Source organism: Corynebacterium glyciniphilum AJ 3170, assembly GCF_000626675.1.
Taxonomy (GTDB): domain Bacteria; phylum Actinomycetota; class Actinomycetes; order Mycobacteriales; family Mycobacteriaceae; genus Corynebacterium; species Corynebacterium glyciniphilum.
The window spans coordinates 1,276,645-1,303,167 of sequence record NZ_CP006842.1 but is presented as its reverse complement, the minus strand read 5'-3'; the positions used below and the strand labels follow the sequence as shown (position 1 = coordinate 1,303,167).

Here is a 26,523-nt window from a genome sequence, read left to right as displayed (position 1 = left end):
CACACGGACAAACTGTTTGCCCCTTCCACGACGCTCGGCTCTGATCCGGAAGGACACCATGAAGAACTACCTCCCCCGCACCATCTTCGACGAAGAACACGACATGTTCCGCGAGACCTGCAAGGACTTCGTCAACGCAGAGGTCCGTCCCCACGTCGACCGGTGGCACGAGCAGGGCTACAGTGACCGCTCCATGTTCAAGGCAGCGGGCAACCTGGGTCTGCTGGGCATCACCTCCCCCGAGGAGTTCGGTGGCGGCGGCATGCCGGACTACCGCTTCAACGCGATCCTCTCCGAGGAACTCGCCGAAGCTGACTGCGGTTCGGTCATCGTCTCCCTCCAGGTCATCAACGACCTGGTGATCCCCTACCTCGAGCGCTTCGCCAACGACGAGCAGAAGGAAAAGTACCTCCGACCGCTCTGCGCCGGTGACAAGATCGCCGCGATCGCCATGACTGAGCCGGGTGCCGGTGCCGACCTGGCGGGCATCCGCTCCAACGCGCCGCGCGACGAGGAGGGCAACTTCATCCTCAACGGTTCGAAGACCTTCATCTCCAACGGCATCCAGGCCGACTTCACCATCGTGGTGGCCATCACCGATCCGTCCAAGGGTCGCGCCGGCGTCTCCCTGCTGATCGTCGAGGACGGCATGGAGGGCTACACCAAGGCCGCACCGCTGAAGAAGGTCGGACTGAAGGCACAGGACACCGCTGAGCTGTCCTTCGAGAACGTGAAGGTCCCCGCCGAGAACCTCCTCGGCGAGGAAGGTGCCGGGTTCGGTTACCTGCGCACCAACCTGGCGCAGGAACGCGTCTCCATCGCCGTCGGATCCATCGCGACCTCCCGCCGTGCCTTCGACCTGGTCTACAAGCACTCCCAGGAGCGCAAGACCTTCGGCAACCGGCTGGTCGACCACCAGGCCTACCGCTGGGAGCTGGCCAAGATGGCCACTGAGATCCAGTCCGCACAGGCCTTTGTCGACGCCGCTGTCGCCGCCAAGGTCAAGGGTGAACTCGACGAGACCACCGCCTCGATGGCCAAGTACCTGACCACCGAGCTGCAGATCAAGGTCGTCAACACCGCTGTCCAGCTGCACGGCGGCTACGGCTTCATGCTGGAGTACCCCATCTCCACCCACTACCTCGATTCCCGCGTCCAGCCGATCTACGGCGGCCCGAACGAGATCATGTTGGAAATCATCAGCCGGAAGCTCGCCAAGGGCGAGAAGTAGGACGAACACCGTTCTATCGGCGCTCTCGACACCGTCGGTCACACATCTGTCCCACAGAACGTGCCGGTGTCCCGGAGCAACCCCCCAGGTCGGCCCCACCGACCTGGGGGGTTGCTTGTGCAGGCCCGGGGCTGGGGAGTCACACCCCGCGGAACTGCGGAGCCCGCTTCTCCAGGAACGCCCGGATCGCCTCGCCGTGGTCCGCAGTCTGGAACAGCCGTCGCTGTGCGCCGGCCTCCTCCCCTGCGCGGGCACTCACTGCCGCTGCATCGCGCACGAGGGCCTTGATCTCCCGGTAGGACGCCGTGGGCCCCGTCGCGAAGCGCTGCGCCAGCTCCTGCACCGCGTTGTCCAGTACCTCAGCCTCGACCACCGAGGTGACGATACCCAGTGATCCTGCCTCTGCGGCGCTGACCCGTTCATCGAGCAGAAGAAGCTCCAGTGCCCTGGTCTGTCCCACTGCGTCGGCCAGTGAGCGGGACAGGCCGCAGTCCGACGCCAGCCCGACGCCACTGAACGCTCCCTTGAAGGCCGCCGTCGTCGAGGCCACCCGGAAGTCACAGGCCATCGCGATGCCCCATCCTGCCCCGGCCGCGGCCCCCTGGATCGCGGCAATCACCGGCACCGGAATGGACAATAGAGCGTCCATCATCGGGTTGTACTCGGTGATCACCTTGTCCGTGTCAATCCCCTGCCGGGTTTCCTCCAGCTGTTCCTTGAGATCCTGACCGGAGCAGAACGCCGTGCCGGATGCCCTGACAACAACGGCCCGGACCGGGCCGTCCGGCGACGCATCCGTGGCCGCGGCAGCGAAAGCGTCCCTCAGCTCGCGCCTCAGGTCGCGGTTCAGCGAGTTGTGGGCGTCGGGACGGTTGATGGTGATGATGCGGATTCCGTCACTGGTGGTGGTGTCAACAAGGTCCATGCCACCTCACACTACAGTCACCCCGACATAGGCCATCTGTTCGACGGCCACCGCGCCACCGGGCACGCTGACCGGGGCGCAGAGCTCGCTGAGCAACTCCACATCGAAACCCTCAGCCACGGCATCGAGCGCTGTGGCGCGCACACAGAAGTCAGTGGCGATGCCGCATACGGCGACCGAGGTGATCCCGTGTTCGCGCAGCCAGTCCGCCAGTCCCGTCCCCGCATCCTCCAGGTGCCCCTCGAAACCGGAATAGGCCGCCGTGTACTCCCCTTTGAGGAACCAGGCATCCACCAGCCCGGCCTCGAGGTCCGGGTGAACGTCGGCACCATGGGTGCCGGCGACGCAGTGCACCGGCCATGTGTCCTCGAAATCCGGTGCGACCCCGTCGGGCGCAAAATGCCCGGCGGGGTCTATGTGCCAGTCCTTCGTGCCGACAACGACGTCGTAGTCATCCTTGTGTGCACGCAGACGGGCGCTGATCGCGGCGGCAACGTCCGCCCCTCGCTCCGTGCCCAGGGATCCTCCGGGGCAGAAATCGTTCTGGACGTCGACGACGATCAGGGCTTTCCGTGAAGCGCTCATGGCGCCCACAGTAGAGCCGGATTAGTTGATCTTCCAGTCCTCGAAGCCCGGGTACAGCGGGAAATCGGCGGCGACCTTGTCGACGCGCCTGCGCAGGGTCTCGGTGTCCGCACCCTTGCCCTGAGCCAGGGCGGTACCGATCACATCTGCGACCTCGGTGAAGGCGTCTGCGTCAAGCCCGCGGGAGGCCAGGGCGGAGGTACCGATGCGCAGGCCGGAGGTGACCATCGGCGGGCGCGGGTCGAACGGTACAGCGTTGCGGTTGACCGTGATACCGACCTCGTGCAGCAGATCCTCCGCTTCCTGCCCGTTGAGCTCGGAGTTGCGCAGGTCTGCGAGGACGAGATGCACGTCAGTGCCCCCGGTGAGCACCTGCACACCGGCCTCGGTGGTGTCCGCAGCGGTGAGCCGCTCGGCGAGGATCTTGGCCCCTTCGAGCGTACGGGCCTGTCGGTCGCGGAAGTCGTCGGTCTGGGCAATCTTCATGGAGACGGCCTTCGCGGCGACGACGTGCATCAGCGGACCACCCTGCTGCCCGGGGAAGACGGAGGAGTTGAGCTTCTTCGCCCACTCCTGCTTCGCCAGGATCATGCCGGAACGCGGACCACCCAGAGTCTTGTGGACCGTGGTGGAGACCACGTCAGCATGCGGCACCGGTGACGGGTGCAGGTCCGCGGCGACCAGCCCGGCGAAGTGTGCCATGTCGACCCACAGCTTGGCGCCGACTTCGTCGGCGATCTCACGGAATGCCGCGAAATCCTGGTGTCGGGGGTAGGCCGACCAACCGCCGATGATGACCGTCGGCTTCTCCTTGATCGCCTGTTCCCGGACCTTGTCCATGTCCAGACGGAAGGTGTCGGGGTCCACCTCGTAGGCGGCGACGTCGTAGAGCTTCCCGGAGAAGTTCAGCTTCATGCCGTGGGTGAGGTGGCCGCCGTGTGCCAGGGACAGCCCCATGATCTTGTCACCGGGGTTCGCCAGAGACATCAGAACTGCGGCATTGGCCTGAGCGCCGGAGTGCGGCTGCACATTGGCGAACTCCGCCCCGAAGACCGCCTTGGCGCGGTCGCGGGCGAGATCCTCGATAATGTCGACGTTCTCGCAGCCGCCGTAATACCGGCGCCCCGGGTACCCCTCGGCGTACTTGTTGGTCAGAACGGAGCCCTGGGCCTGGAGTACCGCACGCGGAACGAAGTTCTCGCTGGCGATCATCTCCAGCGTGTCACGCTGACGGGAGAGTTCTCCGGCGATGGCCGCGGCCACCTCCGGATCGAAATCCGCCAGTTCCGCATTGTGCTGGGACTGGTCTGGGTGGTTCGTCTGGCTCATGGGGTGGATCGCCTTTCACGTCGGCCGCAACTGGATCAGAACAATCAGGACACATCATAACCTGTCAGTGCATGGACCACTGGTGCCGGGTGATTGGTCGAAACCATCTTCGGGTAGCACAATAGCCCCCATGCCAGCCCGAAACTCCGACGAGTACTCACCGTACATCGAGCTTGACCGGTCACAGTGGCGGTCCTTGCGTCGCGCCATGCCCCAGGTCCTCAGCCCGGAAGAGCTCGAGAAGCTGAGGGGAATCGGTGAGGACATCGACATGGACGAGGTCAGTGAGGTCTATCTCCCGCTCTCCCGCATGATCGATCTGCGGTTCGAGGCGATCAGGCAGCTCAACAGTGCCACCGAAACCTTCCTCGGCGAGGAGATGCCGCACGTTCCCTTCATCATCGGGGTCTCCGGCTCCGTTGCGGTGGGCAAGTCCACCACCGCCCGCCTACTCCAGGTCCTGTTACAGCGTTGGGAGTCCCGTCCGCGGGTGGATCTGATCACCACCGACGGTTTCCTCTATCCCGCCGATGAACTCAACAAACGGCACATGATGGGGCGCAAAGGTTATCCGGAAAGCTACGACCAGAAGGCGCTGCTGAACTTCGTCACCGCAGTGAAGTCCGGAGCCCCGGAGGTACCGGCCCCGGTGTACTCGCACGAGAAGTACGACCGCCTCGACGAGGTCCACATCGTGGATCGGCCGGATATCCTCATCGTCGAGGGGCTCAATGTGCTGCAGACCGGACCGACGTTGATGGTGTCGGATCTCTTCGACTTCTCCGTCTACGTCGACGCCGAGCGGACGGACATCGAACGCTGGTATGTCGAGAGGTTCCTCAAGCTCAAGAACACCGCTTTCCGTAAACCTGACGCCCACTTCCGCTACTACGCCGCGCTGTCCGACGAGGACGCGCTGGTGGTTGCGCGGGAGATCTGGCAGACGGTGAACCTGCCCAACCTGGTGGAGAACATCCTTCCGACCAGGGTGCGAGCGTCACTGGTCCTGCGTAAGGGCCCCGATCACCTGGTGGAATCGGTACGGATGCGCAAAATCTGACAGACCGGCCGCTACCCGCTCACTTACCGAAGCGTCGTTCGCGCACCGAGAAGTCGCGCAGCGCACGCAGGAAGTCCAGCCGACGGAACGCCGGCCAGTAGGTGTCAGTGAACCAGATTTCGGAGTACGCCGACTGCCACAGCAGAAAGCCCGAGAGGCGCTGTTCACCGGACGTTCGGATCACCAGGTCAGGATCCGGCTGCCCGGAGGTGTACAGGTGGTCGCCGATAGCGTCATCGGTGATGTGGGCGCTCATCTCTTCCGAGGGAACGCCCTTACTGGCCAACTCGTCCACGAGCTTCTGGACGCCGTCGACAATCTCCTGTCGCCCCCCGTATCCGACGGCGATGTTCACGTGCACGCCGGTGTGGTCAGTCGTCCGCGCCTCCGCGTGCCGCATACGTTCGCGAAGTTCGTCGGGAATAAGATCGAGCCGACCCATGACGTGCAACCGGAACCGACCTTTGGCCGCGGCGAGTTCATCCGAGACATCCCCGATGATGCGCATCAACAGGTCGAGTTCCTCGGCACTGCGCCGGAGGTTCTCCGTACTGAGCAGGTAGACGGTCACGGATTCGATGTCCTGCTCGTCGCACCAGTCAACGACTTCGACGATCTTCTTCGCCCCCACGCGGTGACCGTGGGAGACGTCGGTGAATCCGTTCTCGCGGGCCCACCGGCGGTTTCCGTCGCACATGATGGCGACGTGTTTGGGCCGACGACGGCCCTTCAGCTCGCGCTGCAGTCGTCGCTCATAGAGCGAGTAGAGAATCACCGCTGGTCGCCACCTGGATCTTCCGTACTGCTGTCTTGACCATCCGCATCCACCGGTGTGGTCACAGCACCGGCGGCGTCCGCCTCTGCCATACGCCTGTCGATGGTGTCGATGTCGAAGGGGTCGAGGCCGTGAGCGTCGGCGAAGTCGCGTCGTTTGTGCATCTTCCGCATCCGACGATTGAAGAAATACCCCAGTGCGAGGATGACGACGAGAAGTCCGATGATCACCAGCAGGCCAACGGGTGCGGCCTTTCCGAACTCCGGCCCTTGAGGGCCACGGTTGACCTGTTCCTGGGCCACCAGGGAAACAGTTGAGGTTAGGGACGGGGAAACCGTGATCATGTCTTCAGAGCCTATCTAAGGTGGCGGCGGTCGGCCTCATTCGGGCACGACACCGGCGAAAAGGTCGTCCTCGGGCAAGGAAGTTTCCACTCTCGAGCGGGCGAGTTCGAACTCCTCGGTGGGCCAGACCTGCTGTTGCAGACCGGTCGGCACGGCGAAGAACGGTCCTTCGGGGTCGATCTGGGTGGCGTGGGCCCGCAGAGCATCGTCGCGACGGTCGAACCATGGAGCGCAATCCACGCGGGTCGTGACGCGCGGCATGATGTCGGGCATCCCCTTCCACCGGTCCAGTGCCACCGTCGCCCGGTCATCACCGGCGTCGAGACTGGCCTGCGCCAGCAGCTCGAAACGGCGCCGGATAAAGCCGTGGGTGTAGTAGACCTTCTGAACCTCCCAGGGACGGCCGATCTCCGCGTGGTAGTCGGGATCAGCCGCGGTGTCGTAGGCCCGCATACTGACCGCATGGGTCTTGAGGTGGTCCGGATGGGGGTAACCACCGTTCTCGTCGTAGGTGATGATGACGTGCGGCCGGAAGTCACGAATCACCCGCGTGAGCTCCAGGGTGACGGCCTCGGTGTCTTCGAGCGCGAAGCAACCCTCCGGAAGGGGCGGAAGCGGGTCGCCCTCCGGGAGGCCTGAGTCGACGTACCCGAGCCAGCGATGGGAGACCCCCAGAATGTCGGCGGCGCGCGCCATCTCCTGACGGCGGACGTCGTTCATGTTCTCTACGACGCCGGGGACATCCATGTTCGGGTTGAGGATGCTGCCGCGTTCACCGCCTGTGCACGTCAACACCATGACGTCCGCACCTTCATCGGCGTAGCGCGCCATCGCCGCGGCACCCTTACTGGACTCGTCGTCCGGGTGCGCGTGAATGGCCAGGAGCCGCAACCCCTGCCTGGACCGCTGTTGGTCTGCGCTGTTGTGAAGAGCTCCATCGCTCACGTGTCGCACCCCTTCGGTGTCGTCTGTACCGGTCAACTCTCCCATTCAACGCTTCCGACAGGGGTGCGTCCAATTCGCCCGGCTGGCTATTCACTGACGGCACCGCCTACGATCTGTGGAATGAGCAAGGCGACCTACGGTTCCTCCCGTCAACAGGGCGTGAGCGGCAAGTTCATCGTCATCGGCATCGTGATCGTTCTGGTCGCCGTCGGCGTGTACGTGTTCTCGCAGTTCCGCAACAGCACCAGTGGTGACGCCTCCGGCACCGCCACCGGTCACGAGGTCGTCGACGGAAGTACCTTGCGGATGAACCTCGACATCACCCGGGACGACGTCGACAAGCCTGCGTACTGCATCGTGACCGCACTGGACGAGTCACACGCCGAGATCGGACGCCGAGAAGCCGTCGTCGCCGCCGGCGGCTCGGAAAGCACCCGTCTCACAGTGGACATCCCCACCAACAGTTCGCCTGTCGCACCCGACGTCTACGGATGTTCGACGGTCTTCCCTGACTACCTCGATCCCACGCAGACCACCGGTGCCACACAGGACTGACAGTGGTCGCTGACCGGCGGACAGACCGGATGTCGGCGGTGATACACTGTGCCCCGACAACTGTGTCGTGGGTACCCCCACGATCTTTCCGAACGACCTCAGTCCCTGTCAGACACTGTGGTCTACCTGCAGGAGGACGCGAACGCTCATGGCAGACAATCAGACGACCTGGCTCACTCAGGAATCCTTTGACCGGCTCAATGACGAGCTCAACGCGCTGAAGGCGAATCGTCCCGCTCTGGCCGCCGAGATCAACGAGCGCCGTGAAGAGGGTGACCTCAAGGAGAACGGCGGTTACCACGCCGCCCGCGAGCAGCAGGGCCAGGAGGAGGCCCGGATCGCCTACCTCGAGGAGCTGTTGGACAGCGCCACCATCGGTGAGGCTCCGCAGGAGTCCGGCGTCGCTCTCGTCGGTTCCGTCGTCCACATCTACTACGACGGCGACGAGGACGACAAGGAGACGTTCCTGATCGGTACCCGAGGCCTGGAGTCCTCGAACCCCGACCTGGAGACCTACTCCACCGATGCTCCGCTGGGTGCTGCCCTGGTCGGCGCGAAGGAGGGCGAGACCCGGGAGTACAAGAGCCCGACAGGCGACACGATCTCCGTGACACTGGTCAAGGCTGAGCCTTATGACCCCGACCGGGATGTCCCGCGCGCTGAGCAGTAGCTCTTCTCTGCTCTCCCCGCCCCCGGCAGCAGAGAACCGCCCCACCGGATCGCTTTTTCCAGTGGGGCGGTTCTCTGTGCCTCAGCGTCGGGCGTGAGCCCCTGCGCTAGTCCTGGTTGAAGTAGGACAGCAGGCGCAGGATCTCGGTGTAGAGCCAGACCAGGGTGACAGCCAGACCGAGAGCGACGCCCCAGGCGTAGCGGGACGGAGCACCGGCCCGGATGAGCTTGTCAGCCTGGTCGAAGTCAGCCAGGAAGCTCAGGGCGGCCAGACCGATGCAGACCAGGGAGAAGATGATGGCGATCGGGCCACCGTCGCGCAGCATGGTCTGCTCGCCGGTGAACATGGCGAAGACGAAGTTACCCAGGACCAGGACCAGGACACCGATCATGGCGCCGACGAGCATCTTGGTGAACTTCGGGGTGACCCGGATAGCCCCGGTCTTGTAGACGACCAGCATGCCGGCGAACACGCCGATGGTGCCGAGGACGGCCTGGAAGATCATCGCTCCGGCGTTTGCGCCACCAATTTCCACTCCACCGGCGAAGATCCAGGTGAATCCACCGACGAAGAGCCCTTCGAAAGCTGCGTAGACGAGCGTGACGACCGGGGAGCCGTACTTCTTGCCGAACGCGGAGACCAGCACAGCGACGAGACCACCGATGGCACCGACGAAGGTCAGGCCCATCGCCAGGTTCGGGCTGCTGGTGCCAATCATGAAGTTCACCGCGGCCAGGACCACGATGACGGCCAAGGTGATGCCGGTCTTGGTGACGACGTCGTCGATGGTCATCGGGCGATCGGACGCCGTGGTCGGCGCACCGTAGTTCGGGGACTGCTGATAAGCCATCCCCTGCTGATCCTGCTGGCCCCACTGCTCACCGGCAGACTGGTAGCCCTGCTGGTAGGCGGCGGACGGGCCACGCTGCCCCTGCTGGGCGCCCTCCGCCTTCGTCAACGAACTCATAAAGGGGTTCGAGCTTCTCACGACGTCATTGTCCTTCCGTCACTATCGGTTTCATGGCCCTCCCCCGCGTCCTCGTAGGACAGACCGGGCAGGTGACGCGTCCGCGTGAACGCGGTTACTCATGTACACCCTAACAACGTACGAGAAGTCCGCCGTGTTCCCGTAGGCCCGATTACACAAACCAGGGACATATCACCCCCATCTCCGATAGTGTGCTTCACATGACGAAAAAGACCCTGTCTCTCGGCCCCATCCCTGATGCTCTCGCATCCGAACTCCGGGCCTTGACCGTAAACGCAGCGACTGGAAGCGTCGACAACGGCGACCGCCTCGAGATCGAGGGGTCGTTCACCGGTGAGACCATCGGATGGGTCGGCCGTGGCACTGAAGAGGACGTCGACGAGGCGTTCCGTCGTGCCCGTATCGCCCAGAAGCGCTGGGCCAAGGTCGATCCGAAGAAGCGCGGGAAAATCCTGCTGGCCTTCCACGACATCCTGCTGAAGAACCAGAAGATGATGATGGACATCATTCAGCTGGAGACCGGCAAGTCCCGCGATTCCGCTTACGAGGAAGTGATCCACTGTGCGATCACCGCCCGTTACTACGGCAACCAAACCCACAAGATCCTCAAGGACAAGCACCGTGCGGGCGTGATGCCGGTCTTCACCAAGACGACCGAGCGCCACCTTCCCAAGGGGGTCATCGGTCAGATCAGTCCGTGGAACTACCCGCTGACACTGGCGTTGTCGGACGCCATGCCCGCGCTGGCCGCCGGAAACGCTCTGGTGGCCAAGCCGGACTCGTCCACACCCTTCTCCGCGCTGTACGCCTTCAAGCTCCTCTTCGAGGCCGGTATGCCCCGCGACATCGTCCAGCTGGTCACCGGCCCCGGGCGTGTCGTCGGCAATTCCATCGCCGAGCAATGTGACCACCTCATGTTCACCGGATCCACGGAGACCGGCAAGAAGCTCGGCGAGATCGCCGGGCGTCGGCTCATCGGATACTCCGCCGAGCTCGGTGGCAAGAACCCGATGATCGTGACCGGGGACGCGGACGTCGACAAGATCATGCCGACCGTCCTCACCGGCTGCTTCTCCAACTCGGGGCAGCTGTGCGTGTCCATCGAGCGCATCTACGTCCACAAGGACAGGTACGACGACTTCGTCCCCAAGTTCGCCCAGGCGACCAAGGACCTGAAGTTGGGTGCCGGGTTCGACTGGAACATCCAGATGGGCTCACTGATCGGCGCCAGCCAGATCTCGACCGTGGAGAAGATGGTCGACGATGCCGTGGACAAGGGCGCTACCCTCGTCGCCGGCGGTAAGGCACGGCCGGACCTGGGTCCCTACTTCTACGAGCCGACCGTGTTCACCGACGTTCCCGACGAGGCCGACCTCAAGCGGGGCGAGGTCTTCGGACCAGTCGTCTACGTCGAGAAGGTCGACTCCCATGACGAGGCTGTCGAAAAGGCCAATGACACCGACTACGGCCTGAACTCTGCCGTGTTCGGCCCGTCGAAGACCGCCACCGGCATCGCCGAGCAGCTGTTCTCCGGGACCGTCAACATCAATGACGGCTATGCTGCGGCATTCGCCTCGGTGGACAACGAAATGGGCGGCACCCGTGAGTCCGGCCAGGGTCGGCGCCAGGGTGCCTACGGTCTGCTGAAGTACACCGAGTCACAGAACGTCACCGACGAGCGGGTGCTACCGATCCGCGGCCCGGAGTTCCTGAAGCCCCGTGCCTACGCCGCCGTGATGACGGTGCTGCTGCGTGCCGGGAAGACCTTCAAGATCCTGAAGTAGGACCCGCCGGGCCCGGGCCAGCTCAGCCCCGGGCCGGGCGCACCGACACCTCCTCGATGATCGACTCATCGGTCGTATCCACGGCCAGTCGTACCGCCGCAGCCACCGATGCCGGTGCCACGTACAGCGAACCGTCGTAGTCGGTGTTTCCCCGTCCTTCCTGCAGCGCCACCTGCATATCGGTGTCGACCCTGCCGGGATGCACCGAACTGACCCGGACGCGACCCCGCTCCTCCTCACGCAGTGCATCCGTGAGTGCTCGGAGCGCGAACTTCGTCCCCGAGTAGGGTGCCTGGCCCACACCGGACCGGTAGCCGGATCCGGAATTGATAGCCACCACAGTCCCCTGTGCCGCACGCAGCGCCGGGAGCAGCCGGCGGGTCAACTCGGCGACGCCGAAGACGTTGACTGCAAACATCTTCTGCCACTGCTCCCACTGCATGTCCTCGATCGTCGACTCCCCTGCCAGACCGGCAGAATGCACCAGGACATCGAGCCGTGTAAGGGCGTCGGGCTCACTCTCCTCCAACCTCGCGACCGCCTCGCCAATGGAGCCGGGGTCGCTGAGATCGACGTCCGCACTGGACCAGGAAATCACCCTGTGGGTCCGGGAAAGGTCCTCAACAACGGCCGCTCCGATTCCTCGGGAGCCTCCGGTAACGAGTGCCAGCGGTGTGTGTTGTCCATGCTCTGTCATAATGTCCATGCCCCCGAGCGTAGCGACCCTTCCGTATGCTCGGAGGTAGCCGGGGCTGACCTGCTCCGCGAGCACGCCATGAGGTTACGTACCGCGAAAGGACACCGTCATGTTCGGAACCGCACTCACCACCCTGATTCTCGGCGCGATCTCGGGGGCCGGCGCCTGGTTCGCCTGGGACCAGAACCGCAAGAGCCTCTCCGTCGCTTTGACCGTACTCACCCTGATCTTCGCCGTGATCGCGATCTCCACTGCATTCGCGGGAGCCGTGGCCGTGGTCGTTAAGCTGCTGCCGATCCTGCTGATCATCCTGGTGGCCTGGCTCGGCTTCAAGCAGTTGAAGAACAAGTCCTCGAAGCCGCGTGCCTGACGCCTTCCACTCGCGCAGCCAGCGTCGTCAGACCTTGGGCCGCTTCTTGCGGAAGTACACGCGACTGCGGACGCTGGCGACCACATCGCCCGCTTCATCAACAATGTCGGTCTCAAACCAGTGGAGGTACTTCGACCCGTCAGCGGTGCGCTCCCTGATCATGTCGAAGGTGTCGTCGTCGGTGCGCATGTCAGCGACGAGACGGCCTCGGCCGGGCTTGCGGTAGGTCACATGGGACTCGGCGTCCCACACGTTGTAGGCCCCACCAAGACGGGTCAGCCCCATGAACAGGTAGAAACCGTCCGTCATCGTCTGAATCGTCCCGCCGAAAGCAGTGCCCACCAGGTTGGCGTTGATGCGTCGGGGACGATGGGAGGTCACGACCCGGGAACCGTCATTCGCGATGTAGTTGATCCGGATACCGGAGCCGAGGTACGGCGGGAAGACCCCCAGCATGGTCTTCAGTTGGCGCGGGCTGGGTCGCAGCATAGCTCCTCCATGGAGTGGTCAATACAGATCAGGTTGATGCTGATGTTATATCGACCCCGCAGGTACTGTCTCCGATTTGAGTAACTCGGAGAAACTAACGGACGTCGGAGGACGAGTTACGCCACAACCCGAGGCCAGCCAGCACCAGGAACCACGCCACGATGATCAGGTAACACACCATGGCACTGATCCCGAGCCCCAGCGGATCGGCGCCACTGATCAACTGATCCTGACGTTGCACCGGGGCGATCGCGGCAAGGGGCCGAAACGCCTCGATCTGTTCGGCGGCGAACCCCAGCATGCTGTCGATCAGCAGCACCCAGGCGACGGGCACAGCCACAGCGGCAACCTGGCTACGGATGATGCACGCCAGCCCCACCGTCATCGCCGAGAAGATGACCGAACCAAGCAGCGGCACGTAGAACATACTGAGACCGGTACCAAGATCCATGCCGGAGCCGAGGACTGCAGCTACGCCCAGCGAGAGCGCCGTACCGACGAGGTAGAGCACCGCGACGAACACCGCTGTGGTCAACATCTTTGCCACGACCCACTCGCCGCGCCCTCGCTGCGTGAGGAACGCCTGGGCGTGCATGTGGTTGCGGATGTCACCTGCCGTAGTGGCCGCGGCAAATACGACGGCGATGAGCAGGAAGATCTGATAGCCGAAGGTGATCGTCGACCAGTCGAAGTCAGGGCTGTCCCCGAAAAAACCCATCAAGGTGACGGGACCGAATAGTGACCCGGCCAGCAGGATCGCGTAAACCAGCGTTGACCGCATGCTGAACAGTTTCGTGGTTTCAGAACGGAGGGAATTGAGCAGGCTTGTCATGGTTTTCCTCTACTTTCCGGCAGTGGGGACGACGGCGTCCGTGGATTCGGTGCGGTACTCCTGGGCATCAGCGGTGGCAGCCAGGAAGCGGGCCTCCAGGCCCTCACTGTCCGCGCGCAGACCGGTGACGAGAACCCCGGCGGTGAAGGCAGTTTCGGCGACGGCCCGACGAACGATCTCGTCGGAGACACCGTCTGGAACATCCACCGTCAGCTGGGCCCCGGACGCCTCTCCAGCGTTCTCGCCGACCGCGTAGCCGGCCGTGAAACCCGCGTTCCCCAGCGCCGTGGACAGGGCCTGGCCGCTGCGAGCATCGACGGTCTCCACCACGACGCGGGCACCGCCGGCGAGGAACTCCTCCATCGAATACTCACCAATCATCCGACCTTTGCCAATGACAACAAGACGATCCGCAGTCTGCTGCATCTCCGACAGCAGATGCGACGACACCAACACCGCACGGCCCTCCCCCGCCAAAGCACGAATCGTCCGACGCATCCAACTCACCCCCTCCGGATCCAAACCATTGACCGGCTCATCCAAAATCAAATGCGACGGATCACCCAACAACGCCCCAGCAAGACCAAGACGCTGCTTCATCCCCAACGAATACCCCCCGACCCGCTTATCACCCGCAGAGCTCAACCCCACCAACTGCAAACACTTATCCACCCGGGAGTCGGCGATACCAGCGCCGCGGGCAAGCACCTTGAGGTGCGACCGTCCGCTACGTCCCGGAGTGAACCACGTCGCCTCCAACAGCGCCCCGGCCACCGCCGGCTTATCAGCCACCTGAGCAAAGCCCTCACCATCAAACAGCGCCTGCCCCTGCGACGGCCGATCCAACCCCAACACACACCGCATCGTCGTCGACTTCCCCGACCCATTAGGACCCAGAAAACCCGTCACCGCCGCATCCGGCACCGTGAACGACAAATCCTCGACGGCCTGGAACCGCCCGTACCTCTTCGACATCTTCTCAACTGTGATCATGTCCCCCAGTCTTCTCCCCCACCACCACCGCACACATCGACCCACAGACTGATCTCCGGGGCCGGACGACACCACGCTGTCTCATACCCAGGTATGAAGAGCAGGCCCACGGCACAGCACCGGCACGCATAGCGCACTTAAGCGTAATGTCGGCACGACGCATTGCACGACCTCGCTGTTATCCATGTCCTCCGACCGGAAGGCCTCCACCGCTGTGCCCACGTCTCGACGCCGCCAGTCGATGTTCGTCGCCGCCTTCGGGACCATCGTCGAGTGGTACGACTTCTCCATCTTCTTCTACGTGTCGGCGAGTCTCGCCAACACGTTCTTCAACGGTGATGACGGATCCCTGCTGCTGACCCTGGCGCTCGGCACCGCCGGATTCATCTTCCGCCCACTGGGGGCGATGGTGTTCGGTCACCTGGGCGACCGGATCGGACGCAAGTCCTCCCTCATCGTGTCCGCGTCACTGATGGCGGTGGCCCTGCTGGGCATCGCCGTGATGCCGGGCTTCGACACCATCGGCATCTGGGGCGGCGTCGGCGTCCTGGTGCTGCGCTGCCTCGCGGGCTTCGCCGTGGGTGCGGAGTACACCGGCATCATGGTGTACCTGGTCGAATCTGCCCGCGACGGACGCCGGGGGCTGGCCGCCAGTTGGGCCGCCGCGAACTCCGAGGTCGGTTCACTGTTGGCGGTCGGCGGTGGCTACCTCATGGCCCGATACCTCAGCCCGGAGGACCTCGACGCATGGGGCTGGCGAGTGCTCTTCCTCGTCGGTGCCCTCCTCGCTGCGGCAATGGTGCCACTGCGCCGCCTGATGGATGAAACCGACACCTTCACCGAGGTCAAGGACACTGCGGAGAATACCGAACGCTCACCTCTGATCACCGTACTGCGCTCGCATCCGCGTGCCGTCCTGGTGGCGTTCCTGGTCTCGTCGGTGGGATCCGCAGCGTACTTCCTGAACATCACCAATGTTCCGACGTATCTGGAGACCACGGCGTCGATCGACAGTTCCACGTCCCTGTGGCTCGGCACCGTGGCCGCCGGCGTCGCCATTGTGATCACCCCCTTCGCCGGCGTGGCCTCTGACCGGTTCGGTCGGCGTCCGGTGTTCATCCTTCTGGGGATCGTCATTCTGGCAACGACGATCCCCGCCTATATGCTGCTCGGCGGCGGGGCCGGGTCAACCGCCCTGCTGGGCGGCGCCCTGCTGGCGGTTCCCGCGGCAGGGTGGAGCGCTGTCGCAGCATCCGCTGTCCCGGAGCAGTTCACCGCCGTGGGCAGATTCTCTGGGATGGCGATCGGCTACAACACCGCGACCGTCCTCTTCGGCGGCCTGTCCCCTTTCGTGGCCACCTGGTTGATGAACGTGACCGGGTCTCCCTACGCACCGGCCTGGTATGCGGTCGCCATCATCCTGTTGGCCGGTATCCCGATGCTGATGCTCTTCCGCGACCGCGCACAGGTCCCCCTCGACGAGATCAACTCAGGGGTCAGAAGCGGTTGACATCGACGACGACGCGTCCGCGCACGTTACCGTCCAGGAGCTTCTGTGCGGTGGGAACAGCCTCGTCAAGACCGATCTCGGCGGTGATCATGTCGAGCTTGGCCGGGTCAAGATCCTCGCCGAGACGACGCCACGCCTCCAGACGGTCCTCGCGGGGACACATCACACTGTCGATCCCGGCGAGCGTGACGCCACGCAGGATGAACGGCGCCACCGAGGCGGGCAGGTCCATACCCGCAGCCAGCCCACAGGCGGTCACGACACCGCGGTACCTCGTCCCTGCCAGGACGTTCGCCAGCGTGTGGCTGCCGGCCACATCAACCGCACCCGCCCACCGGGCTTTCTGCAGAGGCTTACCGGCCTCAGAGAACTCGGCGCGATCGAGAATCTCAGAGGCCCCGAGATCCTCCAGATACCGGTTTTCTTCCGGACGCCCGGTGATCGCCACCACGGTGTAACCCAACTTGGCGAGAAGGGTGACTGCCACGCTGCCAACCCCGCCGGATGCTCCGGTGACTGCGATCTCCCCCTGTTCCGGTGTCACGCCGTGACGTTCCAGTGCCAGGACGCAGAGCATCGCGGTGTACCCGGCGGTGCCGATCGACATAGCCTGTGCCGGGGTGAAGTTATCGGGCAGAGGTACCAGCCAGTCGCCGTTCACCCGCGCTTTCTGTGCCAGGCCTCCCCAGTGCTTCTCGCCAACACCCCAACCGTTGAGGACGACCTTGTCGCCGACCTGATAGCCAGGGTTGTCACTCTGCTCCACCTCGCCGGCCAGGTCGATTCCGGGAACCATGGGAAAACTGCGGACGATCTTGCCGCTGCCGGTGATGGCCAGGGCGTCCTTGTAGTTCATCCCGGAGTGACTGACGCGTACGGTCACATCGCCGTCCGGGAGTTGCTGTTCGTCCAACTCCCGGAGCGTTGCGCGGTAGTCGTTGTTGTCGTTGCCGTTCTCGACCAGTACGCCTGTGAACACTGTGTCTCCCGTCCATTGTGGTTCGTGGTGTGTGCCGCGCCCCAGGGTAGGTGCTTCTATCGCAGTGTGCCGCTCTCGCGTCCGAGTGGCGGGGCGTCGTTCCCGTGTGTCTCGTACGCATCGTCAGCGGCCAGGGAAGCCAGCAGTTTCATCGCGTCTTCTGATGGAGAACCTGGCTCCGCCGCGTAAATCGTCCAGGTCAATCCGCGCTCCTCCTCCATCTGCATACCTTCGTAGGCCAGGGTCATCTCCCCGACCTCCGTGTGGTTGAACGACTTGAATCCACTGCCGTGATGCCGCACATTGTGTGCTCCCCATCGGGTGCGGAACTCGTCACTCCGGGTGCACAGTTCACCGATGAGATCGTGCAGTGCCTTGTTGTGGGGGTCCCGGGCAGCTTCGGTACGCAGGATCGCCACGGTGATGTCCGCGAAGCCCTCCCAGTCAGGGTAGAAGTTCAGCGCACGGTCGTCGAGAAAGGCGTGCCTGGCGATGTTCGGCGGCCCGGGTGGACGCCCCGGCATGTCATAGAGCTCCGCATAGAACGCCCTGGCCAAGGTGTTCGTGGCCAGCAGGTCCATTCGTCCGTTGCGTACGAAAGCTGGCCCGGCGGTCACCGCATCGAGGGCCCACTGCAGTCCGGAAGAAGGCACCCAGGTTTTCCCGTCCCGTTTCTTCGGTGGACGCGCCACGGGGCTCGCTGCGTGCGCCAGGTCGAACAGGTGAGCCCGCTCGGCGTCGTCCAGCCGGAGGGCTCTGGCCAGACTTTCCAGCACCTCCGGCGAAGCACCCGCAACCGCCCCACGTTCAAGCTTGGTGTAGTACTCCACGCTGACGCCAGCCAGAGTCGCCACCTCGCTGCGGCGTAGTCCCGGTACCCGACGATTTCCGCCATCGGGCAAGCCGACCTCACCGGGGCCGATCTTCGCGCGCCTGGTGGTGAGGAACTCCCTGACTTCGGCCTTGTTGTCCTTGATGCCCTTGGTGCCCATACTCCGACGATAGAACGTGACAGGAGGCTGAGGGAGGTACCGGCGGTACTCCCCTCGGAAGGGACTCCCCGCCGCCTCTGTCGTCAGCGACAATAGCGGATGGAATGACATAGTCACCTCACACGGAAGGAACATCCCATGCGTGCAGTCATCATGGACGCCCCCGGACAGATCCGCGTCGGCGACCGCGACGACCCGCAGATCATCGACCCCACGGACGCGGTCATCCGGATCACCGCGACCTGCATCTGCGGCTCCGACCTGTGGCCCTACCGCGGAGTCGAACCTGCCGACCACCTTCATATGGGTCACGAGTACGTCGGCGTGGTCGAGGAAACCGGTAGTGCGGTCCGCGCCGTAAAACCCGGAGATTATGTGGTCGGCTCTTTCGTCATCTCCTGCGGTGAGTGCGAGATCTGCCGATCCGGATATCCGTCGAAGTGTGTCCACGCTGAATTCGTCCATGCCGGTATCGGGACCCAGGCGCAGAAGGCACGAATCCCCTTCGCCGACGGCACACTCGTCGCGACCCCCGGTGAGCCGGAGGACGACCTCGTGCCGTCGCTTCTGGCAGCCTCAGACGTGTTGGGGACGGGGTGGTTCGCCGCCGACGCTGCCGAGGTCGGTCCCGGCAAGACAGTCGCCGTGGTCGGTGACGGTGCTGTCGGTCTGATGGGCGTCCTCGCCGCCAAAGAGATGGGGGCCGAAAGGATCATCGCGATGTCCCGGCATTCCGACCGTCAGGCACTCGCCCGGGAGTTCGGGGCCACCGACATCGTCGAGGAGCGCGGTGAGGCCGGGGTCGCCAGAATCAGAGAGCTTACCGACGGCCTCGGAGCGCACAGCGTCATTGAGGCTGTCGGCACCCAGGAGTCCTTCATGCAGGCCATCCACTCCTCCCGCGCCGGAGGACACATCGGCTTCGTCGGTGTCGCCCACGAGGGGGTGGCACTGCCGATGGATGAGGTCTTCTTCGCCGAGGTCCACCTCCACGGCGGCCCTGCTCCGGTCCGCCGCTATCTGCCTGAACTCATCCAGAAGATCTGGGACCGTGAGATCAATCCGGGCAAGGTCTTCGACCTCACCCTTCCACTGGACGAGGCCGCCGAGGGCTACGCTGCCATGTCGGAACGGCGCGCCACCAAGGTGATGCTGACACTATGACCGAAACGAGAACTTTCGCCGGTAAGGTCGCTTTCATCACGGGTGCCGGTGCCGGTATCGGTCGTGCCACGGCTGAAGCTTTCGCGGCTGCGGGTGCCGATGTCTCCCTTGCTGACGTGGACGAGCACGCAGTGCAGGATACTGCGAAGCGTGTGAGAGATCTCGGGCGACGTGCGCACACTGTAGTCTGCGATGTCGCCGACGATGAGTCTGTCGCCGCGGCAGTCACATCGGCCGTGGGGACCCTGGGACAGCTCGATATCGCTGTGAACAACGCCGGCGTCGAGCAACCCACCACGCCCCTGCATGAAACGTCGGAGGCCGACTGGGACCGGATCACCGGCATTGACTTAAAGGGAATTTTCCTGTCGATGAAGCACGAGATTCCCGCCATGCTTGAGCACGGCGGGGCCATCGTCAACCTCTCATCGGGAGCAGGTGTCGTCGGGATCCGGGAGCAGGCCACCTACGCAGCGGCAAAACACGGGGTGATCGGGATGACGAAGTCCGCCGCACTGGAGTACGCCGACCGCGGAATTCGTATCAATGCCGTCTGCCCCGGCATCATCGAGACCCCGATGATGGGGCGCTTCTCCGGCGGCACACCTGAAGGCCGGGACCGTGTCATTGCCCAGGAGCCCGTCGGACGAATGGGTAGACCTGAGGAGATCGCTTCAGCGGTCCTGTGGCTGTGTTCCGACCTCGGCAGTTTCGCGATCGGGCATGCAATGGTCGTTGATGGCGGCCAGACCATCGGATTCTGACCTCAAGAGAGGAAACCAACCCATGAAAAGCATCAGAAAGCCTCTCACCTACGATTTCAACGGTCACGTCGCCTTCGTTACCGGAGCCGGAAACGGCATCGGCGAGGCTGCCGCCCGTGCATTCGCCGCTGCCGGCGCCGCAGTCGGCGTCGTTGACCAGGATGCTGCCGCAGCAGGCCGTGTGGTATCCGAGATCGAGGCAACCGGGCAGAAGGCTCTCACTGTCGAATGTGACGTCACGGACGAAATCCAGGTGAAGCATGCGGTTAACGCGACTGTTGAAGCGTTCGGACGACTGGACATGGCGTTCAACAACGCCGGGATCATGTTGCCCCCGGTCGATTCTGCTGCGGAAGAGGCAGACAGCTTCGACAGGATTGTCGCGGTGAACCTCCGCGGCGTCTGGGCCTCCATGAAATATGAACTCCAGCAGATGCGTGAGCAGGAGTCGGGTGCCATCGTCAACTGCTCATCACTCGGCGGACTCGTCGGCGGCGACGGACGCGCCACCTACCATGCCACCAAACACGGCGTCATCGGGCAGACGAAAAGCGTCGCGATCCAGTACGGTCCCCACAATGTTCGGGTCAATGCCGTGCGCCCAGGCACTATTGCCACCCCGATGGTCGACCGGATGACGGCCGGTGGCGAACTCGACACCGACGCCGTCGTCAAGGGTGTGCCCCTCCGACGACTCGGTCAAGCCGAAGAGATCGCTGCCGCGGCGGTCTGGTTGTGTAGCGATGCTGCCAGCTTCGTCACCGGTGCCGCACTACCGGTGGATGGAGGAGTGACGGCGTGAACTGTCGCCGACTGTTGATCACCATCGACGGCAACGAATACGCCGCAGAGCTACAGGACAATCCGTGCGCCGTTGCTTTGAAAAACGAACTCCCGGTCACGCTTACATTCCAGGATTTCGGCGGGCAGGAAGTCCTCGCCGAGGCACCGAAGAAACTTCCGATGTCTGGGATGCCCGCCTCCGCCGGCGCGTCCCCGGGTGACATCGGGTATTACTCCCCTACCGGATCGATCGTCTTCTACTATGCCAGTGTTTCCCCGTTCCCCGGCATTGCCCGTCTCGGGCACTTCACCGAGGATGTCAGCTTCCTTGCCTCGACTCGCGAAAACCTGGAAGTGACGATCAGTCTGGCAGAGTGATACGGAGGATCCGGTCGTCACCCGGGCCCGGCTCACCTCGTCCGTCCGTGTTGTTGGTGAGGATCCAGAGGCTCCCGTCGGGCGCTGTGACCACGTCGCGTAACCGACCGTGTTCTCCCACAAGGTGTTCACTCGAGGCGGACGTGTCGTCCAGCGGGACCTCGATAATCCGCTCACCGCGGAGATTGGCGATGTATACCGCGTCACCGGTGACTGTGATCCCGCTGGGGCTCGCCTCGGCTGGTTCCCACTGCTGCACCGGATCGGTGAATGCGTCGTCTCCGGTGATGCCCTCAGCATCAGGCCAACCGTAATTCTCCCCGGGTTCAATCAGGTTGAGTTCATCCCAGGTGTCCTGACCAAACTCACTGGCGTACATGGTCCCGTCCGGCCCCCAACCGATCCCCTGGGGATTCCGGTGTCCATAGCTGTACACGAGCGTATCCTCGAACGGATTGTCCCCGGGCACACTCCCGTCCGGGCCCATGCGGAGGATTTTCCCGGACAGCGAGTCGAGGTCCTGGGCGCGAGCGGTGGTTCCCGCGTCTCCCACTGCCGCGTAGAGCATCCCGTCGGGCCCGAAGGCGATACGGCCGCCGTTGTGGTGGCCGGCAGCAGGTAGCCCGTCGAGAACAGTTTCCGCTTCGCCCACCTCCAACGCTCCGGACTGGCCACTGAGCTCGAACCGGCTGATCCGGTTATCGTCCTCGGCGGTGTAGTAGGCGTAGAGGTAACTCTCGTGAACGGCAATGCCTAGCAGACCACCCTCCCCGCGAGGGGCTGCATCCTCGACAACAGCGAGCTCCCGGGGTTCACCTGTCTCATCCAACTCAAGGATGCGCGCGCTGTCCCGCTCGGAAAGTAGCGGGACGCCCTCATCGGTGAATGCCAGGGACCATGGGGCGTCGAGCCCTTCTGCGACGACCTCCGGGTCGGCGAAGTCGGCCTCGGTGGCTTCCCCTGCATCCGATGGAGCGGGAGCCCCCGACGATGTCGGTGCAGTGCTCTCCACCGGCGGGTCATCAGTACCCTCCGACGAGCATCCGGCTGCGGCAAGGAGCGCGGCTAAAGCTCCGACAGCAATCGGCCGACGGTAGGACGTTTCGACAGCCCTCATGATGCGCCAAACTCCTGACCCGCTTCGACGATAGCAAGTGTAGACATGTGACATCCCTTCACGTTCATTGCAGAAACTCACGGACAGACGCGGACAGACCCTGGTAGACGCGGACAGGCGCTGAGCAGCATCTTCGTCACCAGCGTACGGCGAGCCACCTCAGTGTTGGGAGGCTCTGGCAGTACCACCACCGCCCTGGACTCCACAGCAGTCGCGGATCGTGGTGACATGTGCGATGGCTGGTGACCGTCTTCGGCGGCCGCACCGGCGCTCAGTCTTTTCATCCCACCGACAGAAAGCCCTTCCCAACCGCATGTCCCTTTCCGCCCCGCAATCATCTACCGGAACCCGCCTGCCGTTCGTCACCTATGTTCTGGCAGCAGGCGTGTTTCTCATGGGCACCACAGAATTCATCGTCGCCGGTATTCTTCCGGAAATCGCTGAAGACCTCGCTGTGTCTGTCTCCGATGCCGGCCTGATGATCACCGTCTTTGCAGTCGGGATGATCGTCGGCACACCGGCAATGGCCGCACTCACCCTTCGGCTGCCCCGTAAGGTCACGCTGACGCTGGCACTTCTTGTCTTCGCCGTCGGGCACGTCATCGTGGCAATGACCTCCATCCTCCCGGTGATTCTGGCGGCCCGTTTCATGACCGCACTCGCCACCGGTGCTTTCTGGGCGGTCGCCGCTGTCGTCGGAGCACAGGCCGCCGGTCCCTCCCTCGCGTCCAAGGCCCTGGGGATTGTGCTCGGCGGGGGCATGTTGGCCAATGTCGTCGGTGTCCCGTTGGGAGCATTCGCCGGCCAGACCATCGGTTGGAGGGGCCCTTTCTGGGCGCTGGCTGTCCTGGCCGTCCTTGGCGCACTGATCATCTTCCGGCAGGTCCCTGCGGACCCCGAGGACGCCCCGACTCCGTCTCTGAGGGCCGAGCTTCGCGCCCTGCTCGACGGTCGTGTCTGGCTTGTCCTCGCCGGTTGCGCAGTAGTCTGCGGCTCCTCTCTCGCCGTCTACAGCTTCATCTCACCTCTGTTGACGGACAACAGTGGTCTGGCCGCCTCTGCGGTTCCGCTGGTGCTGGCAGGCTACGGGGTCGGCGCCTTCATCGGTTCGAATTTCGGTGGCAGTCTCGGTGCACGCCGCCCGTTCGCTGTCCTCTTCTTTTCCGCAACTGCGACCTTCCTGGTCCTTGCCGGATTGCTTCTCTTCTCGCACAACGCTGCCATGACCATCGTTCTGGTGGTTCTGCTGGGGTTGTTCGGTATGTCGACTAATCCAGTGCTCATCGGCATGGCCGTGCGTTATGCGGAAAAGGCCCCGACCCTGGCCTCGGCGATGGCGACAGCGTCGTTCAATTTCGGAACGGCCGTCGGCTCCTGGATCGCCGGCATGACGCTGGCCACCTCCCTCGGTGCCAGCGGCCCCGTCGCGGTAGGCACGATCGTCGCAGTGCTGTACTTCATTCCTCTGGCACTCCTGCTGCGTCGTGAACGTGCGGATCTCCGTCGACACTCCTGAGATCCTCGCGTCCCGGTGCCGTTCCGGTACGGGGGTACTACCCGTGCCTGCCATGCGGGAGAAGCAGAAACTATTCTTGATAATGATGTGCATTTCCTCGAGACGTGAGGCCGTTGTCTGATGATGGTCGACCTCATCGTCATAGCGATCCTGATCCTTTCTCTCACTGCCGGACTGCGGGCCGGGTTCTTCTCCTCCCTCGGCTCGCTGGTCGGCCTGATCGGCGGTGCCCTGCTGGTTCCTTGGGCCGTGCCGGCGGTTACCAGCGCGGTGAGCGATCCCTCCTGGCGCTGGCTGGCCGGGGCCGTGACGATCTCCGTCCTGCTACTCGTCGGCTCGGCTGTCGGCTCATCGCTCGGTTCGTTGGCCCGCCACGGCGCTGACCGTCTGAAGCTCCGGGTACCGGAACGAATCTTGGGTGGAGTCGTGTCGACTATGGTGGCAGCCGTCGCGTTGTCCCTCGTCGGAACCGGCGTTGCCTCAGCCGGCGTTCCAGGACTCTCACCTGCGGTGTCCTCGTCCGCGACGCTGCGGGCAGTCGACGATGTTCTTCCTGACCGCCTGAGGCAGGCCGGCGACGAGATCCGGGCCGCCTTGTTCGACGAGACCTTCCTGCCATCCATCCCCGGGACTTCGTTACCGACACCTTCACCGGGACGAGGCCCGACGCCCCCGGAGTCCCCACTCCCCGATGCCGATACGAAGTCGCCGTCGCTGGTGACCGCGTCCGAGTCAGTCGCCCGAATCTCCGGAATCGCCTCGGCGTGCAGGATGATGCCCACCGGCTCGGGGTTCGTCGTCGCAGACGACCGGGTGATCACCAATGCCCATGTTGTCGCCGGTGTCGATGCACCGGTGGTCACCCTGCAGGACGGCCAGGCCGCCGACGGACGCGTGGTGTACTTCAACGAGGACGACGACATCGCCGTCATCGCCGCCGATGTCGACGCCCACCCACTCGCCGTGGCCGACGACGTGGCTCCCGGCGATGTGGGTGTTGTCCAGGGGTACCCCGGCGGCGGTCCGTTCCAGTCGGTGAATGCACGCGTCGTCGCTGCCGGTCCAACACAGTTCGGTGGCGGAGGGGCAGGGGTACCGCCGTCGTTCCGTTCCGTTGTCCGACTGCAGACAGAGGTTGTCCCTGGCAATTCGGGCGGCCCCTTCCTCACTCCGGCAGGTGAAGTCGCCGGAGTGGTCTTCGCGCGCGACGAAACCACCCCCTCCACCGGCTACGCCGTCACGGTGGATGCGCTCGAACGCGCGGCGGCGTCTTTCGTCGCGGATGCACCGTCCGTCCCGTCGGGGCAGTGCGCGGCGCAGTGAGGTTCTACATCCGCCCTTTCCTCCAGGCCACCACGGACGCAATGGTAAAGACGATCCCAAGCACCGGGAAGAACCAGATATAGACCGCATAGGGAAGCGGTCCGAACATCTGTTGGAACTGCTCGGTGGACAGGAACTGTACCCCCGGGAATCCACTGGTCGCGGGATACGGCATCGACAGTCCCACCGGGTCGTCGTGGGCGCCATAGATCGTCAATGCGGATCCCCCGAGGATCATGCCGAGTGTCGATACCAGGCCCAGCACAGCGAGAGGGAACGCCACCCAGAACCACGGGAAACCGCTGTGTTGTCCTCGTGGCCGACGAGGGATGACTATTGCCGCGATCACCGCAACAACCAGAACAGAAACAAGAAAGACCCAGCTCATATCCGTCCTTTCTTCCACGCCCATGACGACAACGTGAGACCGAGAACCGCGAGCAGCGGATACCCGATTCTCGCCCACTCTCCCCGAAGCAACTGCCACGCCGCCTGGTCCGAAAGGAACGTGGTGGTCGAGTCCTCGTCAGCGTCTGCCAGAGGCGCGTACATCGTCCAACCGAAGTCCACCGCGCCGGACGCGGTCCCAGGCAACCATGCCGCAAACGCCAGAGCGACGACCAGAGCCGTCAGCGGAAAGGCGATCCAGAACCACGGAAACCCCAGCGAATCCGTCCCTCCCCAGTACTCGGCGCGTCGCGGGAGCACAGCCCCGCCTACGAGAAGTACGACAAGTCCAGCGAAGATCAGCAACCATGTCATTCGGGGATAGTAACAGGAGCCTCCGAATCGTCCTCCCAGAATGACGGCGTAGGCTTCTATGAAGAACCAAAACCTCAAGTCAACTTGATGTTTCCGTCAAAGCCGGAAGGAGTTGAGACACCGTTGACGCCACACACCAATGACGATGAGGCCCGTGGCAGCGCCGACGAACTGTTGAGCATCGGCGAGACTAGCCGACGGACCGGTACCGCAGTCTCAGCACTGCGCTACTACGAGGATCTGGGCCTCATCGCTTCGGTACGCACCTCCGGTAACCACCGCCTCTACGCACGGCACATGCTGCGCCGGATCTCACTGATCAGCGTCGCGAAGAATCTCGGTATACCACTGAAGAGCGTGCAGGACGCGTTCAGCACCGTGCCCCTTGATCGGGCCCCGACCCACAAGGAATGGCAGGTGGCGTCCCGCCACTGGAAACGGGAGCTCGAGGAACGTCGGCGCGGTATCGAACGGCTCGAGAATGAACTCACCAGTTGCATCGGATGCGGCTGCCTGTCGTTGAAAGCCTGTGCACTGCTCAATCCCCAGGACGCCCTGGGCGAGACGGGTCAGGGCGCCCGTCGGCTCTCGTGATGCGCACCAGGTCCCCTCCACCCTCTCCTTGACCTCAAGTGCACTTGAGGTATTAGCCTCGGCGGCAGA

30 protein-coding genes are annotated in these 26,523 nt (G+C 63.9%); 14 read left to right on the top strand and 16 right to left on the bottom strand.

Annotated features, from left to right (window positions below; genetic code table 11):
* Positions 1–58: 58 nt before the first annotated feature.
* Positions 59–1,231, top strand: a complete 1,173-nt coding sequence (locus CGLY_RS06205; protein WP_038547463.1) for an acyl-CoA dehydrogenase family protein — start codon at positions 59–61, stop codon at positions 1,229–1,231.
* A gap of 139 nt (positions 1,232–1,370) precedes the next feature.
* Here CGLY_RS06205 and CGLY_RS06200 read toward each other — a convergent pair whose 3' ends face one another.
* The 3 genes from CGLY_RS06200 to glyA are packed head-to-tail and all read right to left on the bottom strand — an operon-like array spanning position 1,371 to position 4,070.
* Positions 1,371–2,156 (bottom strand): enoyl-CoA hydratase-related protein, encoded by a 786-nt coding sequence (locus CGLY_RS06200; RefSeq protein WP_038547460.1) that lies wholly within the window; start codon positions 2,154–2,156, stop codon positions 1,371–1,373.
* 6 nt (positions 2,157–2,162) lie between these two features.
* Complete coding sequence (locus CGLY_RS06195) at positions 2,163–2,741, bottom strand: isochorismatase family protein (RefSeq protein ID WP_038547457.1); 579 nt, start codon at positions 2,739–2,741, stop codon at positions 2,163–2,165.
* A 21-nt stretch (positions 2,742–2,762) separates the two neighbouring features.
* The gene (glyA, locus tag CGLY_RS06190; protein ID WP_038547454.1) at positions 2,763–4,070 is read right to left on the bottom strand and encodes a serine hydroxymethyltransferase; all 1,308 of its coding nucleotides are present in this window, start codon (positions 4,068–4,070) and stop codon (positions 2,763–2,765) included.
* Between the two features lie 130 nt (positions 4,071–4,200).
* Here glyA and coaA point away from each other — a divergent pair, with 130 nt between their 5' ends.
* Entirely contained in the window at positions 4,201–5,130 is a 930-nt protein-coding gene (coaA, locus tag CGLY_RS06185) for a type I pantothenate kinase (RefSeq protein ID WP_038547450.1), read from the top strand.
* Between the two features lie 19 nt (positions 5,131–5,149).
* Here the strand turns inward: coaA and CGLY_RS06180 are convergent, their stop codons facing one another.
* Genes CGLY_RS06180 through mca form a run of 3 tightly spaced genes read right to left on the bottom strand, consistent with a single transcriptional unit; the run spans position 5,150 to position 7,194 of the window.
* Positions 5,150–5,905, bottom strand: coding sequence for an isoprenyl transferase (locus tag CGLY_RS06180; protein ID WP_038547447.1), 756 nt, complete (start codon positions 5,903–5,905; stop codon positions 5,150–5,152).
* Positions 5,902–6,249: a hypothetical protein gene (locus CGLY_RS06175; protein ID WP_227590407.1), complete on the bottom strand. Its 348-nt coding sequence runs from the start codon at positions 6,247–6,249 to the stop codon at positions 5,902–5,904. The genes CGLY_RS06180 and CGLY_RS06175 overlap by 4 nt, the downstream gene beginning before the upstream one ends.
* Before the next feature lie 36 nt (positions 6,250–6,285).
* Positions 6,286–7,194, bottom strand: a complete 909-nt coding sequence (gene mca, locus CGLY_RS06170) for a mycothiol conjugate amidase Mca (protein WP_052540721.1) — start codon at positions 7,192–7,194, stop codon at positions 6,286–6,288.
* Between the two features lie 120 nt (positions 7,195–7,314).
* Between mca and CGLY_RS06165 the strand changes: the two genes are divergently transcribed.
* Both CGLY_RS06165 and greA read left to right on the top strand, forming a co-directional pair.
* Complete coding sequence (locus CGLY_RS06165; protein WP_038547444.1) at positions 7,315–7,749, top strand: DUF4307 domain-containing protein; 435 nt, start codon at positions 7,315–7,317, stop codon at positions 7,747–7,749.
* Positions 7,750–7,897: 148 nt separating this feature from the next.
* Positions 7,898–8,419, top strand: coding sequence for a transcription elongation factor GreA (gene greA / locus CGLY_RS06160; RefSeq protein ID WP_038547440.1), 522 nt, complete (start codon positions 7,898–7,900; stop codon positions 8,417–8,419).
* 106 nt (positions 8,420–8,525) lie between these two features.
* Here greA and CGLY_RS06155 read toward each other — a convergent pair whose 3' ends face one another.
* Positions 8,526–9,407 carry a Bax inhibitor-1/YccA family protein gene (locus tag CGLY_RS06155; protein ID WP_038547437.1) on the bottom strand — a complete coding sequence of 294 codons (882 nt, stop codon included), beginning with the start codon at positions 9,405–9,407 and terminating at the stop codon, positions 8,526–8,528.
* A gap of 200 nt (positions 9,408–9,607) precedes the next feature.
* On the opposite strand from CGLY_RS06155, the gene CGLY_RS06150 reads away from it, so the two are divergent.
* Positions 9,608–11,191: a succinic semialdehyde dehydrogenase gene (locus CGLY_RS06150; protein WP_038547434.1), complete on the top strand. Its 1,584-nt coding sequence runs from the start codon at positions 9,608–9,610 to the stop codon at positions 11,189–11,191.
* Between the two features lie 22 nt (positions 11,192–11,213).
* Here the strand turns inward: CGLY_RS06150 and CGLY_RS06145 are convergent, their stop codons facing one another.
* Positions 11,214–11,897: an SDR family oxidoreductase gene (locus tag CGLY_RS06145; RefSeq protein WP_038547432.1), complete on the bottom strand. Its 684-nt coding sequence runs from the start codon at positions 11,895–11,897 to the stop codon at positions 11,214–11,216.
* Between the two features lie 100 nt (positions 11,898–11,997).
* Here CGLY_RS06145 and CGLY_RS06140 point away from each other — a divergent pair, with 100 nt between their 5' ends.
* Positions 11,998–12,258: a hypothetical protein gene (locus CGLY_RS06140; RefSeq protein ID WP_038547429.1), complete on the top strand. Its 261-nt coding sequence runs from the start codon at positions 11,998–12,000 to the stop codon at positions 12,256–12,258.
* Between the two features lie 27 nt (positions 12,259–12,285).
* Here CGLY_RS06140 and CGLY_RS06135 read toward each other — a convergent pair whose 3' ends face one another.
* The 3 genes from CGLY_RS06135 to CGLY_RS06125 all read right to left on the bottom strand — a co-directional run bounded on the left by CGLY_RS06135 (position 12,286) and on the right by CGLY_RS06125 (position 14,572).
* Positions 12,286–12,747: a PaaI family thioesterase gene (locus tag CGLY_RS06135; RefSeq protein WP_038547426.1), complete on the bottom strand. Its 462-nt coding sequence runs from the start codon at positions 12,745–12,747 to the stop codon at positions 12,286–12,288.
* Positions 12,748–12,841: 94 nt separating this feature from the next.
* Complete coding sequence (locus tag CGLY_RS06130) at positions 12,842–13,579, bottom strand: ABC transporter permease (protein ID WP_052539764.1); 738 nt, start codon at positions 13,577–13,579, stop codon at positions 12,842–12,844.
* 9 nt (positions 13,580–13,588) lie between these two features.
* Positions 13,589–14,572 (bottom strand): ABC transporter ATP-binding protein, encoded by a 984-nt coding sequence (locus tag CGLY_RS06125; RefSeq protein WP_038547423.1) that lies wholly within the window; start codon positions 14,570–14,572, stop codon positions 13,589–13,591.
* A gap of 184 nt (positions 14,573–14,756) precedes the next feature.
* On the opposite strand from CGLY_RS06125, the gene CGLY_RS06120 reads away from it, so the two are divergent.
* Positions 14,757–16,082, top strand: coding sequence for an MFS transporter (locus CGLY_RS06120; RefSeq protein ID WP_038547420.1), 1,326 nt, complete (start codon positions 14,757–14,759; stop codon positions 16,080–16,082).
* Here CGLY_RS06120 and acuI read toward each other — a convergent pair.
* Together acuI and CGLY_RS06110 are read right to left on the bottom strand one after the other, a co-directional pair.
* Positions 16,069–17,061, bottom strand: a complete 993-nt coding sequence (gene acuI / locus CGLY_RS06115; RefSeq protein ID WP_038547417.1) for an acrylyl-CoA reductase (NADPH) — start codon at positions 17,059–17,061, stop codon at positions 16,069–16,071. The two genes, CGLY_RS06120 and acuI, sit on opposite strands and share 14 nt — an antisense overlap.
* 56 nt (positions 17,062–17,117) lie before the next feature.
* Positions 17,118–18,053 carry a helix-turn-helix transcriptional regulator gene (locus tag CGLY_RS06110; protein ID WP_038547414.1) on the bottom strand — a complete coding sequence of 312 codons (936 nt, stop codon included), beginning with the start codon at positions 18,051–18,053 and terminating at the stop codon, positions 17,118–17,120.
* Positions 18,054–18,191: 138 nt separating this feature from the next.
* Here CGLY_RS06110 and CGLY_RS06105 point away from each other — a divergent pair, with 138 nt between their 5' ends.
* The 4 genes from CGLY_RS06105 to CGLY_RS16680 are packed head-to-tail and all read left to right on the top strand — an operon-like array spanning position 18,192 to position 21,142.
* Positions 18,192–19,217: a zinc-dependent alcohol dehydrogenase family protein gene (locus tag CGLY_RS06105; RefSeq protein ID WP_038547411.1), complete on the top strand. Its 1,026-nt coding sequence runs from the start codon at positions 18,192–18,194 to the stop codon at positions 19,215–19,217.
* Positions 19,214–19,981 carry a glucose 1-dehydrogenase gene (locus CGLY_RS06100; RefSeq protein WP_038547408.1) on the top strand — a complete coding sequence of 256 codons (768 nt, stop codon included), beginning with the start codon at positions 19,214–19,216 and terminating at the stop codon, positions 19,979–19,981. The genes CGLY_RS06105 and CGLY_RS06100 overlap by 4 nt, the downstream gene beginning before the upstream one ends.
* Before the next feature lie 22 nt (positions 19,982–20,003).
* Positions 20,004–20,783 (top strand): SDR family NAD(P)-dependent oxidoreductase, encoded by a 780-nt coding sequence (locus CGLY_RS06095; RefSeq protein WP_038547405.1) that lies wholly within the window; start codon positions 20,004–20,006, stop codon positions 20,781–20,783.
* On the top strand, positions 20,780–21,142 hold the full coding sequence (locus CGLY_RS16680) for a cyclophilin-like fold protein (RefSeq protein WP_052539763.1): 363 nt from the start codon (positions 20,780–20,782) through the stop codon (positions 21,140–21,142). The genes CGLY_RS06095 and CGLY_RS16680 overlap by 4 nt, the downstream gene beginning before the upstream one ends.
* On the opposite strand, the gene CGLY_RS06085 is transcribed toward CGLY_RS16680, so the two are convergent.
* A complete protein-coding gene (locus CGLY_RS06085; protein WP_038547402.1) occupies positions 21,126–22,259 on the bottom strand; it encodes a PQQ-dependent sugar dehydrogenase in 1,134 nt (377 codons plus the stop codon). The genes CGLY_RS16680 and CGLY_RS06085 overlap by 17 nt on opposite strands.
* A gap of 313 nt (positions 22,260–22,572) precedes the next feature.
* Here CGLY_RS06085 and CGLY_RS06080 point away from each other — a divergent pair, with 313 nt between their 5' ends.
* Together CGLY_RS06080 and CGLY_RS06075 are read left to right on the top strand one after the other, a co-directional pair.
* Positions 22,573–23,775 (top strand): MFS transporter, encoded by a 1,203-nt coding sequence (locus CGLY_RS06080; RefSeq protein WP_038547398.1) that lies wholly within the window; start codon positions 22,573–22,575, stop codon positions 23,773–23,775.
* A 120-nt stretch (positions 23,776–23,895) separates the two neighbouring features.
* Positions 23,896–25,098: a MarP family serine protease gene (locus CGLY_RS06075; RefSeq protein WP_052539762.1), complete on the top strand. Its 1,203-nt coding sequence runs from the start codon at positions 23,896–23,898 to the stop codon at positions 25,096–25,098.
* A 4-nt stretch (positions 25,099–25,102) separates the two neighbouring features.
* Here CGLY_RS06075 and CGLY_RS06070 read toward each other — a convergent pair whose 3' ends face one another.
* The gene (locus CGLY_RS06070; RefSeq protein ID WP_038547392.1) at positions 25,103–25,486 is read right to left on the bottom strand and encodes a hypothetical protein; all 384 of its coding nucleotides are present in this window, start codon (positions 25,484–25,486) and stop codon (positions 25,103–25,105) included.
* A complete protein-coding gene (locus CGLY_RS06065; protein ID WP_038547377.1) occupies positions 25,483–25,860 on the bottom strand; it encodes a hypothetical protein in 378 nt (125 codons plus the stop codon). Before CGLY_RS06065 ends, CGLY_RS06070 begins: the two co-directional genes overlap by 4 nt.
* 123 nt (positions 25,861–25,983) lie before the next feature.
* Between CGLY_RS06065 and soxR the strand changes: the two genes are divergently transcribed.
* On the top strand, positions 25,984–26,454 hold the full coding sequence (gene soxR, locus CGLY_RS06060) for a redox-sensitive transcriptional activator SoxR (protein ID WP_038547373.1): 471 nt from the start codon (positions 25,984–25,986) through the stop codon (positions 26,452–26,454).
* The last annotated feature ends 69 nt before the right edge of the window (positions 26,455–26,523 follow it).